Origin of the sequence: Williamsia sp. Leaf354 (genome assembly GCF_001424365.1) — a bacterium.
In the GTDB taxonomy this organism is placed as follows: Bacteria; Actinomycetota; Actinomycetes; order Mycobacteriales; family Mycobacteriaceae; genus Williamsia_A.
This window is the reverse complement of the sequence record NZ_LMPL01000001.1, coordinates 876,127-889,834: the sequence shown is the minus strand read 5'-3', so window position 1 is coordinate 889,834 and position 13,708 is coordinate 876,127. Positions and strand designations below refer to the sequence as shown.

At 69.0% G+C, this 13,708-nt stretch carries 14 protein-coding genes; 6 read left to right on the top strand and 8 right to left on the bottom strand.

All coding sequences use genetic code 11. The features are described 5' to 3' along the window. Nucleotides 1-129 precede the first annotated feature (129 nt). Nucleotides 130-1,584, top strand: a complete 1,455-nt coding sequence (locus tag ASG12_RS04295) for a mannitol dehydrogenase family protein (protein WP_200932726.1) — start codon at nucleotides 130-132, stop codon at nucleotides 1,582-1,584. Here ASG12_RS04295 and ASG12_RS04290 read toward each other — a convergent pair whose 3' ends face one another. Continuing rightward, entirely contained in the window at nucleotides 1,585-1,947 is a 363-nt protein-coding gene (locus tag ASG12_RS04290) for an Rv3654c family TadE-like protein (RefSeq protein WP_055785577.1), read from the bottom strand. It lies immediately after the preceding gene. Then, nucleotides 1,947-2,270, bottom strand: coding sequence for a TadE family type IV pilus minor pilin (locus ASG12_RS04285; RefSeq protein ID WP_055787628.1), 324 nt, complete (start codon nucleotides 2,268-2,270; stop codon nucleotides 1,947-1,949). The genes ASG12_RS04290 and ASG12_RS04285 overlap by 1 nt, the downstream gene beginning before the upstream one ends. A 238-nt stretch (nucleotides 2,271-2,508) precedes the next feature. Between ASG12_RS04285 and ASG12_RS04280 the strand changes: the two genes are divergently transcribed. The 3 genes from ASG12_RS04280 (at nucleotide 2,509) to ASG12_RS04270 (ending at nucleotide 5,132) form a co-directional block, all read left to right on the top strand. Next, nucleotides 2,509-3,309 (top strand): glycosyltransferase, encoded by an 801-nt coding sequence (locus ASG12_RS04280; RefSeq protein WP_235456025.1) that lies wholly within the window; start codon nucleotides 2,509-2,511, stop codon nucleotides 3,307-3,309. A gap of 51 nt (nucleotides 3,310-3,360) precedes the next feature. After that, nucleotides 3,361-4,164 carry a glycosyltransferase gene (locus ASG12_RS04275; protein WP_200932725.1) on the top strand — a complete coding sequence of 268 codons (804 nt, stop codon included), beginning with the start codon at nucleotides 3,361-3,363 and terminating at the stop codon, nucleotides 4,162-4,164. Between the two features lie 188 nt (nucleotides 4,165-4,352). After that, entirely contained in the window at nucleotides 4,353-5,132 is a 780-nt protein-coding gene (locus ASG12_RS04270) for a glycosyltransferase (RefSeq protein WP_055787625.1), read from the top strand. A 49-nt stretch (nucleotides 5,133-5,181) separates the two neighbouring features. On the opposite strand, the gene ASG12_RS04265 is transcribed toward ASG12_RS04270, so the two are convergent. The 5 genes from ASG12_RS04265 to ssd form a co-directional block, all read right to left on the bottom strand. Further along, on the bottom strand, nucleotides 5,182-5,388 hold the full coding sequence (locus tag ASG12_RS04265) for a DUF4244 domain-containing protein (RefSeq protein ID WP_055785569.1): 207 nt from the start codon (nucleotides 5,386-5,388) through the stop codon (nucleotides 5,182-5,184). Nucleotides 5,389-5,455: 67 nt separating this feature from the next. After that, the gene (locus ASG12_RS04260; RefSeq protein WP_055787622.1) at nucleotides 5,456-6,025 is read right to left on the bottom strand and encodes a type II secretion system F family protein; all 570 of its coding nucleotides are present in this window, start codon (nucleotides 6,023-6,025) and stop codon (nucleotides 5,456-5,458) included. A gap of 23 nt (nucleotides 6,026-6,048) precedes the next feature. Next, nucleotides 6,049-6,873: a type II secretion system F family protein gene (locus ASG12_RS04255; protein WP_055785566.1), complete on the bottom strand. Its 825-nt coding sequence runs from the start codon at nucleotides 6,871-6,873 to the stop codon at nucleotides 6,049-6,051. Continuing rightward, nucleotides 6,870-8,060 (bottom strand): TadA family conjugal transfer-associated ATPase, encoded by a 1,191-nt coding sequence (locus tag ASG12_RS04250; RefSeq protein ID WP_055785563.1) that lies wholly within the window; start codon nucleotides 8,058-8,060, stop codon nucleotides 6,870-6,872. The genes ASG12_RS04255 and ASG12_RS04250 overlap by 4 nt, the downstream gene beginning before the upstream one ends. Further along, entirely contained in the window at nucleotides 8,057-9,157 is a 1,101-nt protein-coding gene (gene ssd, locus ASG12_RS04245) for a septum site-determining protein Ssd (RefSeq protein ID WP_055787619.1), read from the bottom strand. The genes ASG12_RS04250 and ssd overlap by 4 nt, the downstream gene beginning before the upstream one ends. A gap of 452 nt (nucleotides 9,158-9,609) precedes the next feature. Here ssd and ASG12_RS04240 point away from each other — a divergent pair, with 452 nt between their 5' ends. Then, a complete protein-coding gene (locus ASG12_RS04240) occupies nucleotides 9,610-10,455 on the top strand; it encodes an HAD family hydrolase (protein ID WP_055787616.1) in 846 nt (281 codons plus the stop codon). 453 nt (nucleotides 10,456-10,908) lie between these two features. Here the strand turns inward: ASG12_RS04240 and ASG12_RS04235 are convergent, their stop codons facing one another. Continuing rightward, entirely contained in the window at nucleotides 10,909-11,658 is a 750-nt protein-coding gene (locus ASG12_RS04235) for a hypothetical protein (protein ID WP_055785560.1), read from the bottom strand. Between the two features lie 267 nt (nucleotides 11,659-11,925). Between ASG12_RS04235 and ASG12_RS04230 the strand changes: the two genes are divergently transcribed. Continuing rightward, the gene (locus ASG12_RS04230; RefSeq protein ID WP_082501621.1) at nucleotides 11,926-13,644 is read left to right on the top strand and encodes an ABC transporter family substrate-binding protein; all 1,719 of its coding nucleotides are present in this window, start codon (nucleotides 11,926-11,928) and stop codon (nucleotides 13,642-13,644) included. Nucleotides 13,645-13,708 lie beyond the last annotated feature (64 nt).

Here is a 13,708-nt window from a genome sequence, read left to right as displayed (position 1 = left end):
GTCCATCAGACTGCGGTGGCGCCCCGCGACCACGAAACCGGGGCGCCACCGCATCCCATTTGCGATACTTCGATTCTGTCCAGCGACACCCCCGGAGGTGATCTGATGCCGGCTCTGCACCGAGCAACCGTGACCGATCTCCCGGGACATGTCGGCGTCGCCTCCCACGTCACCGACCCGTCGGCGTTGACGATCGGGATCGCCCATTTCGGTGTCGGCGGTTTCCACCGCGCACACGAGGCGATGTTCGTCGACCGGTTGCTCGCCGCGGGCCACACCGACTGGGCGATCTGCGGGATCGGCGTCCTCCCCGGCGACCGTCGGATCACCGACATCCTCGCCGCGCAAGATCACCTCTTCACGCTGGTGACCACCGATGCCGACGGCCGTCGTGACACGCGTGTCATCGGCGCCGTGGCCGACATGATCTTCGCGCCCGACCGTCCACGGGACGTGCTCGACGTGCTCACCGCGCCGGGCACGCGGATCGTGTCGTTGACGATCACCGAGGGCGGCTACGGCGTCGACGACACCACCGGCAAGTTCGCCCCGCGCGACGCCCTGACCGTCCGCGACCTCGACCATCCCGACGACCCACGCAGCGTGTTCGGGTTCATCGTGGCCGCTCTACGGATGCGCAGGGATGCGGGCCTCGCGCCGTTCACCGTCATGTCGTGCGACAACATCGAACACAACGGTCGGGTCGCCCGCGCCGCGGTCACCGGTTTCGCGGCGCGCCACGACGCCGATCTGGCCCGCTGGATCGACGAGAACGTCGCCTTTCCCAGCTCCATGGTCGACCGCATCACCCCCGCCACCACCGACGCCGTCGTCGAGCAGGTCGGCCGCGAACTCGGTGTCGACGACGCGTGGCCGGTGGCCTCGGAGGCGTTCGCCCAATGGGTGCTCGAGGATTCCTTCTCGGCCGGCCGGCCCCCGTTCGACGACGTCGGCGTGGTCCTCGTCGACGATGTCGAGCCCTACGAACACATGAAGTTGCGGCTGCTCAACGCGTCGCACCAGGTGCTCAGCCATCTCGGGGTGCTCGCCGGGTACACCTACGTGCACGAGGCCCTCGCCGACGACGACATCCGCGGCTTCGTCGGCTCGTACATGCGCCGCGAGGCGCTGCCGACGCTGCGACCGGTGCCCGGTGTCGATCTCGACGACTACATCACGCAGTTGCTCGAACGGTTCTCCAATCTCGCGATCCGCGACACCCTCGCCCGTCAGATGGTGAACACCTCCGATCGTGTGCCGAAGTTCGTGCTGCCGGTGATCGCCGACCGCCTGCGGGCCGCGGCGTCGATCGACCACGCCGCGCTCATGCTCGCGGCCTGGTGCGCGGTGCTCGACGCCGACACGATCCCCATGATCGACGCCGACACCGACCACCTCCGGCGCCTCGCCTGGGCCGATCACGACCGGCCCGGCGCGTTCCTCGAGTACACCGAGGTGTTCGGCCGGCTCGCGTCGAGCGTGTGCCTGCGGGTGGCCTACCAACTCGCGAAATGCCATCTGCAGGACCATGGTCCGATCGGGGCGATGCGCATGGTCGCCGCCCACTCCAGCGGCGTCCGCTGATCATCCCGACGGTCCTGCGCGGGCGTCGGCGACCGCAGTACGTGCGCCGAACGGACCGAGATCGACGTCGACGGACCCGCTGACCACCACGTCGTCACCGTCGGTGCGACATCGCGTGATCCGTACCTTCGTCTCACCGGCGACGGCGCGAGCTGCGCCGCAGGGGTCGTCGAGTGCGAGGATCCACCGCTGCGCCGCGGCCAGCGCCGCGAGATCGACGGCCGACTGCGCGCGGTGACGGGCGACGACGGCCGCACCGAACCAACTCACCCCCACGATCAGCGCCACCATCGCCGCGATCACACACGCACCGAGCACGGTGGCCATCCCCTGTTCGTCGCGCAGCCGCACGCGCCACGTCATCACGAGGCGTCCTGTGCGACCGGCTCACGGACCGCGACCGCCTCGGCACCGAGGTCGACGCCGGGCAGCACCGGCGACGTCGCGTGCACGGTGACCACCACACGATCGCCGCGTCCGCCGATGGAGATCTCGGCGCCGGCCGGGGCGACCGACCGGCCCGCCGAGAGGGCGCCGGAGGCGTCCCCCTGTGCTGCGATGCGCGCGGTCTCCCGAGCCGCGTCGACGCAGCGCAGATGCGTGCCGATCGCCAGGACAGCGCCGATCCCCAGGACGAGGACGGCCACGATCGAGGCGATCGCGAACGCGGCCTCCACCGAGACCATGCCGCGCTCGTCCGCCAGCCGTCGCACCGCGTGGCGACCCACAGCACAGCGGCGGGCACGGGGGCGGGGCGAAGTGAGAACCATGTCACTCCGACGCGGGGACACGCGTGGTGGTTCCCCGTCATCGCAGGTGAGCGATTCGTCATGCTTCGGGCTGCATCACAGTTGTCGAAGAGTTCGGGTTCTGGCCCCACCACGAACAGCGCGCGGGCCGAACTCCCGGTGTTTACTCATGATCATGACGCAAGGCACATGCTCGGTCGCCGTGATCATCCCTGTGTACAACGAGCAGGATTACATCCTCGACACACTGCGCGCGATCGATGCCCAGGAGTTCGATTCCACCGTTCACCGCGACCTTCTCGGCGGTTTCCGGGTCATCGTGGTCGACAACAACAGCACCGACACGACCGCGGAGCTGGTCAACGCCTACATCGAGGCAGGCACCCGCTTCCCGGTCGAGATCATCACCGAGACCGAGAAGGGCAGCGGCTGCGCTGCCGATTCGGGCGCCAAGCGGGCGATCGAGCTGGGCGCGAAGTTCATCGCCCGCACCGACGCCGATTCGCTGCCGGCCACCGACTGGCTCGCCCACCTGCTGATCCCCTTGTTCGAGGGCAAGCACCTCGTGGGTGGACGCGTGAAGGCCCGCAGCGACGAGGGCACCTCCTCGTTCGCGTTCAACGCGATCGGCCATCTGTGGCGTGTGGGCCACGCCGCCGAGTGGCTGCGGACCCGACGCGGTCCCGAGGATCAGCGGCGCAGCTTCGCCGTCGTCGGCAACAACATGGCGATCGACGCCGAGATCTACACCGAGTGCGGCGGCTTCCCGCGGACCAACATGAGCGACCTCGACGACGACTACGTGCTGCAGCAGCGCGTTCGGCACGTCGCCGGCGGTGACGCCATCGCACTGCAGAAGGACGCCCTCGTCTACACCTCCCTGCGTCGCCTGGAGGCCTTCGGGGTGAAGGACTTCGTCGCCTGGTACCACGATCGCGACGGCGCCGGGAAGACCATGGAAGCCGACGTCCGCTGAGCGTCGATCAGATGATGGTCACGGCCGTCCCGATCGTGTTCACTGGTCCCCGTGTCGGGTAACGGGTCGCCCCGCGTCGCTGTCGTCGTCGCGGCGTTCAACGAGGAGAAGTTCATCCTCGACACGCTGCGCGGCCTCGACGCCCAACGGTTCGACAGTCTCTTCCAGCGCGAGGTGCTCGGGGGTTTCCGTGTCATCGTCGTCGACAACAACAGCACCGATCGCACCGCCGACCTCGTTCGCGAGTTCATCGCCGCGGGCACGCGTTTCCCGTTCGACCTGATCACCGAGACCGAGAAGGGCACCGGTTGCGCGGTCGACACCGGGACGCGTCACGCGATCGCCGGTGGCGCGGTGTTCATCGCCCGCACCGACGCCGACACCATTACCGCACCCGACTGGCTCGGCAACCTGCTGCGCCCGCTGCTGCAGGGCAAGCGCCTGGTGGGCGGACGGTTGCGCGCCCGCACCGACGAGGGATCGACGGCGAAGGTGTTCAACGCGGTCGGATCGCTGTGGCGGATCGGCCACGCCGTCGACTGGGTGAAGACCCGCAACATGCCCGACGAGGAGCGCCGCAGTTTCGCGGTGTGCGGACCGTCGATGGCGTTCGACGCCGACATCTACGAGCGCAGCGGCGGTTTCCCGCGCACGAAGATCGACGACGAGGACGAGGACCACGTGCTGCAGGTCCGTGTGCGCAAGGTCGCCGGCGGCGACGCCATCGCGCTGGCCAAGGATGCGGTCGTCTTCATGTCGCTGCGCCGTCTGCAGGGGCTCGGCGCCAAGGACTACATCGCCTGGTACGGCACCGACGACCGCGACACCACCGGAAAGCAGATCGACATCCGCTGATCGGATGGCTCGGCTCGACGGGACCCGCGATCACCGGGTACAGGCGTCAGGTTCGTCGCGTTTCACAATTTCTGATGTGTTCACCTGAAAATTGCGGCGAATTACGCAACCTCGTGTTTACATTTCGACATGCACACTGGCGTGCGCCCGGCAGCAGGCTCTGCGTGACGGGCGAACAGAAATCTGTTGTGGCGGTCATCGTTCCGGCCCACAACGAGGAGAAGTACATAGCGCACACGCTGCGGGCCCTGGATCGTCAGGAGTTCCGTGTGACCGTCGACGGCCGTATGCTCGACACGTTCCGGGTCATCGTGGTCGACAACGCGAGCACCGACGGCACGCGAGACGTCGTCACGGCGCACATCGCGTCGAACCCCCGCGTCCCTGTCGAGCTCATCACCGAGAGCGAGAAGGGCACGGGCTGCGCGGTGGACACCGCCGCACGGCACGCGATCGCGACGGGCGCGCACTATGTCGCCCGCACCGACGCCGACTGCCTCCCGCGCACGGACTGGCTGAACCGCATCGTCGCACCGCTGCTCGACGGAAAGCGATTGGTCGCCGGACGCCTGCGCGCCCGCACCGACGAAGGATCGACCGGGTACGTCTTCAACGCGGTCGGCACCTTCTGGCGGCTGGGTCATCTGCTGCAGTGGTGGGCGACCCGTCACGAGGCCGATGCGGACCGACGCAGCTTCGCGGTGTGCGGCGGGAACATGGCGTTCGACGCCGACATCTACCTCACCAGTGGTGGCTTCCCGCGGGTGCGGATCGACGAGGCCAACGAGGACGACATGCTGCAGCGGCGCGTCCGCGCCATCACCGGCAAACGTGGCCTCGCACTCGCCCCCAAAGCGGTCGTCTACATCTCCCTGCGCCGACTGCAGGCGGTGGGCGTCAAGGAGTTCGCGGCCTGGTACGGAACCGACGAGCGCGACAGCACCGGCAAACAGGTCGACATCCGCTGAGACCCGCTCACGCCCGCGAGTGCGGGCGTGAGCGAGACGCGGCGTGGCGCTACCCCACCGCGGTGTTCAACGCCTTGGTGATGATCCCGGTCAGGCTCGACACGATGTTGTCGCCGGTGACGACCGTGTACAGGATCGCCCCGAAGGCTGCGGCGGCGATCGTGCCGATCGCGTACTCGGCGGTCGACATCCCGTCCTCGTCGGTGGCCGCGATCATGATCTGCGTCTGCAGGTCTCGAATCCATCTGGTGCTCATCGTTTCTCCCCTGGTGATGCGCGACAGAGGTCTCCGCCGCGTCGTGGATCGGTCGGAGCCGGCGCGTTCACAGCACCCCTCCGCCGAGAACTCGGCCCGCGAGTCCGATCACCACCGGCACGATGCCGAGGCAGACGAACGCGGGCAGGAAACACAGGCCCAGCGGCCCGGAGATGGCGACGCCGGCGCGCTCGGCGGCCGCGGCGGCGTTGTCCTGGGCTGCGGCTCGTTCGGCCTCGGCCAGCTCGCCCAGCCCGCGGACCGGTGACGAGCCGGCACGCGCGGAGCGACGGGCCATGGCGCACAACGACGTCGCCGCGGGGCCGGCGTTCTCCGGCGTCTCCCACGCCTGGGCCGGGTCGGCCCCCAGTGCGAGCAACTCCGAGGCACGGGTGAGCGTCTCCTCGAGATCGGGCGGCGCCGATCGTGCGACCACCGCCGCGGCCGAGGCGACCGGCATCCCGGCCCGCAGGCACACGGCGAACAGGTCGTATCCGGCCGCGGTGGCGAACGGGTCGTCGCGGGGCCGCGTCACGCCGAGCCACCGTGGGGTGCGGTCGGGCGGGGGTGGGGGCGCGATCCGGAACACCGTCCAACCCGGCGGCGGCATCACGAGAAGTCCGACCGCAGCAGCCATTCCGGCCACGACCCAGTGGACGGTCACGGTGTCATCACCTTCGCGGTGATCTTCTCGGTCCACCACAGACCGACGGCGACCAGACCCACACCGATCACCAGCAGGATGCCGCCGAGGCCGCCGCCGGTGAGCACGGCGAGCGGTGACGCGCCCATCGCCTGGCCGAGACCGATCCCGAGGACCGGGAGAAAGGCCAGCACCGTCGCCGTCGCGCGGGCACCGGCGAGCGCTGCGCGGGTGCGTTCGGTGAACCGACGTCGGGCGACGAGATCGTCTCGTACCGCCGAGAGCAGGTCGGCCATCGGCAGGCCCTGCTGTTCGGCGGTGCGCCAGGCGACGGCGACCCGATCCCACGACGACTGGTGCACCGCGCCGGCGTTCTCGACACCGGCCGCGACATCGCCGCCGAGTTCGGCTCGACCGGCCATCCTCGTGACCACCGACACGACCGATCCCGGTGAATCACGCTGCGCCACATCGCACGCCGCGGCGACATCGTCGGCGGCCTGACGACACGCGCGCGCCGGGTGGGCACCGACCGACAGTTCCGCGATCATCACTGCGACGGCGTCGAGCAGCAGGTCGAGGGCATCGGAATCGGTCCGTTCGCGCCGACGCAGGCCCGCGCGGTGCAGCAGCGAGACTCCGACGATCGTCGCGGCCACACCCGCCGACAGACCGAACGCCACGACCGCGGCGAGGGCCGCACCACCGGCGACGAGCACGCCGAGCGGGACGCTCGTCCGCCGTCGCGTCTGCTCGGGCGCGAGGCCCCGGATACGGCTGGCGGGTCGCGCGTGCGGCCACAGCAGCAGCAGTGCGGCCACCGCCGCCGCGACGGCACTCACCGCGCGATCCCGCCGCAACGCTGCGCCATCACCGTGCGCAGGCGATCCACAGCGGATCCGAACCCGGTGTCGCGACGCCAGACCGGCTCGATGTGGACCCATCCGTCGGCGCCGCGGTCGACCATCCCGATCTCGGCGACACCGCGGTGACCGTCGGCGTCACGCGCCACCACGACCACCACATGGACCGCGGCGGCGAGCTGGCTGTGCAGCGCGGTGCGGTCCATTCCGCCGAGGGCGGCGAGCGCCTCCATCCGCGCGGGGACCTCCGCCCCGGAGTTCGCGTGGAGCGTTCCCGCGCAGCCCTCGTGGCCGGTGTTCAGTGCGGTCAGCAGGTCGACGACCTCGGGCCCGCGGACCTCGCCGACCACGATGCGGTCCGGCCGCATCCGCAGGGCCTGGCGCACCAGATCACGGACGGCGACCGCGCCGGCACCCTCGACATTCGCGGTCCTGGCCACGAGGCGCACCACGTGCGGGTGGGCGGGCGCGAGTTCGACGGCGTCCTCGACGACGAGGATCCGCTCGGCCGGATCGACGCGGCCGAGCATGGCGCTCAACAACGTCGTCTTGCCTGCCCCGGTCCCGCCCACCACGAGGAACGCCAGGCGTGCGGCGACGATCGCCTCGACGAGCTCGGCGATCTCCGGCGGTACGGCCCCACGTTCGACGAGCGCCCCGAGGTGTTGGGTGGCCGGGCGCAACACCCGCAGCGACAGGCAGGTGCCGTCGACGCTGATCGGTGGGATGACGGCGTGCAGGCGCACGCTGTAGCCGCGACGGCCCACATTGCTGAGCTGGCCGTCCACCCATGGCGCCGCGTCGTCGAGTCGTTTGCCCGCCCCGAGCGCCAGGCGGACGGCGAGGCGTCGGACCGCGGCGTCGTCGTCGAACCGCACGGCGCTCGGCACGAGACCTCTCCCTCGGTCGACCCACACCTGGTCGGGGCCGACGACGAGGATGTCCGCGACGTCGGGATCGGACAGCAGGTGCTCGAGCCGTCCGGCGCCGACGAGCTCGGTCTGCAGGAAGCGCAGGGCCTCGAGGAGGTCGGTGTCGCCGAGGACGCCCCCCGATTCGGCCCGCACGGCATCAGCCATCACCTGCGGGGTGGGATCCGCCGACTCGGCGGCAAGACGCTCACGCACACGGATCAGCAGGTCCGATCTCGACTCGGGACTGCTCATGCCGCGAGTCCGGCCACGTCGAGGACACGATCGAGCACGGCGTCGGCAGCCGCACCGAGCGGTGAACGGCGGCCGAGTGGGAGTCGGCCCGACTCGATGGCGACGGCGAGGTGTCGTTGTGGACGGAGTGCGGCGAGAAGGTCGATGTCGACGATGGTCGCGATCTGTGAGGCGGTGAGTCCGCCGGGCGCGGGTCCGCGCACCACCAGTCCGAGACGGTCGGTCACCGGACGCCATCGGGTGACGGTGTCCCTGGCGGCCGCACAGCCGCGCACGGTCGCGGTGGTCACGACGACCACCAGGTCGACGCACTCGACGACGGCCCGGCAGACGGAATCGGTGGCGCGGGGCAGGTCGACGACCACGACGTCGCCGCTGTCGCGACCGGCCTCGATGACCGCGACGGCCGCATCCACACCGATGCGATGGTCGACCCCTCGGCGCGGGCACAACAGCGCGAGTCCGGGGGCGGCGTGCGGCACGGCCGCGTGGAGGCTGTCGGCGAACACCGCGCCGCCGTCGAGGGTGAGATCGGGCCATCTGAGCCCGGCGGAATCCTCGACCCCGAAGATCAGGTCGCTGCCGCCGCCGAGCTCGTCGAGGTCGAGCAGCAGCGCCGATCCGGACAGGTCATCGGCCGCCCGCGTGGCGACCGCGGCCGCCAGCACCGATGCGCCGGCCCCGCCGTGGCCACCCAGGACCGCGACGGCCGCGCCCGCGCGACGTCGTGGCGCTCGATATCGACTGAGCGCACCGACGACGGCGTGCTCGTCGGCCGGCAGGACCAGTCCGTCCTCGGCGCCGAGGGTGAGCGCGGCGCGCCAGAGCCCGGGATCGACCTCGGCGGGTCCCACGACCAGTACCGATCGCCGTCGTGGCCACCCCAGCGCGATCAGCTCGCGGGCCGCCGCCGCGTCGACGACCACGGCCGCCGACTCCGACCACGCGCGACGCGCGGTCGCGGCAGTGGCGTCGACCACCTGGTAGCCGGCCGCCGCGGCGCAGCGCGCGACGTCGTCGCGCAACTCCACGCCGACGAGCGCGAGGAGTTGATCGGTCCCGAGTCGTCGATCGGGGATGGGCGAGTGATCGGTCATGGCGACGATGATCGCCGTGCACACCCATGCACCGAGCCCGTCGACCCCGAGAACAGGGCGACCGTGTGGATGAGTCGATATCTGTGCACAACCGTGTCGAACAATCGGTACACCTGTGCACTGGACATCACGAGAAAACACAGCATGACAGATGTTGAGAAAAAGAGATCTGCACCAGCGGCAATGCTCGAGAAAGGGCCGCAAATAGAGGACGACCCCGGCCAGGGGGGGAGGAGGCCAGGGTCGTCGCGTTTCAGCCCCGGGGGGTCGGGCTGAAAGCCCCGGATGAACCGGGTAAGAACGACTATACACACCGCCGCGGGGTGTAATGCAAGTTACCGGCGGTTGTTACCCCCGGGTAGTTTTCGGCGCCTGACCAGACGAAACCTCGAGGTGTGCCCCACCGGCACCGCGCCGTGAGGCCACCGGGGACGTACGCTCGGCTGGTGACCGTGACCCCGCCCGGCCGAGACGGTGTCCCGAGGTCGGCAGGCGCCGCCGACACCCCGGTCGCCGCATTTTTCGACCTCGACAAAACAATCATCGCGAAGTCGAGCACGCTCGCATTTTCTCGCCCATTCTTCGACGAGGGATTGATCAATCGTCGGGCCGTTCTGAAATCCAGTTATGCGCAGTTCTTGTTCCTGCTGACCGCCGCCGACCGTGACCAGGTGGAGCGGCTGCGCAGGCACGTCACCCAGATGTGCGCCGGGTGGGATGTCGATCAGGTGCGGGGCATCGTCGCCGAGACGCTGCACGACATCGTCGACCCGCTGGTGTTCGCCGAGGCCACCGACCTCATCGCCGGCCACCGCGCCCGCGGACACGACGTGGTGATCGTGTCGGCGTCGGGCAGCGAGATCGTGGAGCCCATCGGCGAGATGCTCGGCGTCGACACCACCGTGGCCAGTCGCATGGAGGTCGTCGACGGGCACTACTCCGGCGAGGTGGAGTTCTACTGCTACGGCGACGGCAAGGTGACGGCGATGGAGGAACTCGCCGCGCGGCGCGGATACGACCTCGAAGCCTGTTTCGCGTACTCCGACTCCATCACCGACCTCCCGATGCTCGCCGCGGTCGGTCACCCCACGGCCGTCAATCCCGATCGCCAGTTGCGCAGGGCCGCAGCGACTCACGGCTGGCCCGTGCTCACGTTCTCCCGCCCGGTATCGCTGCGCGAGCGCATCCCCGGCGCGCCGTCGCGCGGCATGCTCACCGGAGCCGCGGCCGTCGGTGTCGGTGCCGTCGTAGCCGGCGGACTCACCTACGCCGCGCTGCACAAGGGCCGAAACCGGTAGTCCCGCTGACGATTCGGGCTCTCTGACCCCGGCTGGGGTGACGACGGCGAAATCGCAACCATCGAACCCTTGATGTGACGGCCATCACGGTGTAGAACTGAGGCACGGGATCGACGAGCGGCAACGTCCACTTCGGAAGAGAAGGAGCGGACCCCCGAACGTCGTGACCCAGCACGGATATCGAGCACCCACGCGGAGCACGCCGCGACAGGCAGAAGTGTTGCGGGCCTGCGACATCGCGATCAGTGAGAACCACGACGACCCTTGGGTGGGCGTCGCGTATCCTCGCATCGCGGTCCATCGCCGAGGCCACCCACGCAACCCACCGCGCACGCTTGGTAACCCGGATCCGTGCTGACGGGCGGCCAGGATGATCCACCTCGGATCACCCCGGCCGCCCGTAATACTTTGTGGGACAAGTTCTCTGCATCGACGGCTTTCGCCGGGGATCGATCAGCGACGCGCCTCGGCGATCGACCTGGCCTCCACCGCACCGGCCGACAACGCCTCGCAGTGCAACAGCACCCATTCACGCACACCGTCTGCGGTACCGCCGCCGAATGCCATTGCCGCCGAGCGGTACTGGTCGACGCGACGCAGCCACGTCACCTCGGGGACGCCGAGACTGTGCGGATCGAGACCGGTCGATGCCGCGACCAGACGGGCCGCTGCGCGTGCCACCACACCGTTCGCGACCGGGAACGGCGCGAGCGTCATCAGGTCGCCGTGCACCACCGCGGCGAGGACGGGGGCGGCGACCGTGGTGGCTCCGGTGACGAGTTGGGCGAGCATCTCGAGGCGCTCGGACACCTCGGCGTCGACACGGGGACGCCCCAGGGTGTCGGGGTCGGTCACGATGTCGGTCGCGGCCAGCAGGTGCAATCGGGCGAGCGCCTGCAACGGTGCCCGCGTCCACACCGACACCAGCGCGTCGAGGGAGTCACCGGTGAGCGCGAGTGCCACCCGCAGCGCGCCGGCCAACACCGGATCGTCGACGTCGTCGGACCGATCGAACGATGCACTCACGCCGTCGATGGCGGCCGAGGAGTGCGCAGCCCGCCAGGACGCCTCGGTGGAGGTGTCGAGCCATCCCCGCAGGTTCACCGGGTGGCGGTGGACGGCACTGAGCGCCTCGCGCGCGGCATCGGCGGCCTCCGCGACGCCCGGGAGGTCGAGGAGGGGCGCAAGCGGGTCGGTCATCACCCGAACTCTAGTGCGCGGGTTCGCGTCCCCCTTGCGGCCGGTCGGCAGACTCCGTCGAGAGGCGGCGTGACGAGCGCCACCGCGAGCGGTCCGACCAATGCGACAAATCGTCGATTTCGGGGGTCGAATGTTTCGTTCGTGTTGAAAGTGAATTCCCGGGTAATGCCGCCGGGGGTGTGTGTGGTTCGCTAACGTTCGGCCACGATTCGTCCACATTCAACGAACTCGTCGCAAGGCCGTCACCCGATCACAAGCAAGAGGGAAACGATGAAGTCCAGAAGACTCATATCCGCGGTCGTCGGCATCGCCGTCGCCAGCATGGTCGCCACAGCGTGCACCAGTTCCGATGACGACACGGGTGACTCCGGTGGCGCATCCTCGAGCGCAGCGGGCAACCAGAACCAGATCAGCTACGCCTACGAGCAGGAGTTCTCGGCGTACAACAACGACAACGCCGCGGCCAACGCCGTCGCGAACGCAGTCGTCACCAACCAGACCTTCGGCTTCTTCTCACACGTCGACCCCAAGGGCAACGTCGCGCGCGACACCGACTACGGCACCTTCGAGAAGGTCTCCGACAATCCGCTGACGGTCAAGTACACGATCAACGACAAGGCCGTCTGGTCCGACGGCGTGCCGGTCACCGCATCCGACTGGTACCTCTTCTGGTTGTCCCACAAGGGGCAGTACAGCGAGTTTCAGCCGGTCTCGACCACGGGTATCTCCGACATCAACAAGCCGACCGACGATCCGAACGGCAAGACCTTCACCGTCACCTACTCCAAGCCGTTCGGTGACTGGCAGACCGCTCTGGGCACCCAGAACCAGCCGCTGCTGCCCGCGCATGTGATCGAGAAGGCCACCGGTACCAACGTCGCCGAGGCCGTCAAGAACGACGACAAGGCTGCGATCGCGAAGATCGCCGATTACTGGAACAACAAGTGGGTCGGCTTCGCGCCCGGACAGCTCCCCGCGGCCGATCAGATCCCGTCGTCGGGCCCGTACAAGCTCGGCGAGTGGAAGGCCGGGCAGTCGATCACCGTCGTCCCCAACGACAAGTGGTGGGGCGCCAAGCCGAAGAACGGCGGGATCACCGTCAAGTTCATCCCTCAGGAGCAGCAGGTCCAGGCATTGCAGAACGGTGACGCCGACGTCATCGAGCCGCAGCCGAACGTCGACCTGGTCTCCTCGCTCAAGGCCCTCGGTGACGCGGCCAAGATCAATACCGGCCCCGGCTTCTCCTACGACCATCTCGACTTCAACTTCCGAGGCAAGTTCGCCAACCCGCTGCTGCGCTCGGCGATCGCCAAGTGCCTGCCGCGCCAGGAGATCGTCAACAAGCTGATCAAGCCGGTGGAGCCGAACGCAGATCTGATGCAGACCCGCATCATCTACCCGGTCCAGGACGGCTACTCCACCGTGGCCGACGCCGACGGCGGCAAGGCCTACGACTCGGTCGACATCGCCGGCGCAAAGGCCGACATCGCCAAGTCCGGGGTCACCGACCTCACGGTCAACGCGATCTACCTGGGCAACCCGAACCAGCGTCGTCAGCAGACCCAGCAGCTGATCGCCGACTCGTGCGGCCAGGCCGGGTTCAAGTACAACGTGAAGGCGCTCACCCCCAAGGAGTGGGGCGTGGCCACCACCAGCGGCGCCTACGACGTGGCCCAGTTCGCCTGGAGCGGCAGCGGTCTCGTGTCGGAGAACCCGCCTCTGTTCACCTCCACGAGTGATCAGAACTACGGCAAGTACAACAACCCGGAGGTCGACAAGTTGCTGGCCACGCTTGCCCAGACGAGCGACAAGTCGCAGCAGCTGGACCTGACCAAGCAGATCGAGACGATCCTGTGGAAGGACCTGGCGACCATCCCGGTCTTCGCCTGGCCGCTGTTGAACGCCTACAGCCCGAGGGTGTCCGGCGTGGTGCTCAACACCACCCAGACGCAGGCCACCTTCGACGCTGCGAGCTGGGTCAAGTCCTGACCTGATCTCTCACCCCGGGCGGTGCGGGCCGACACGGTCCGCACCACCCGGTTCGGTGGCGTTC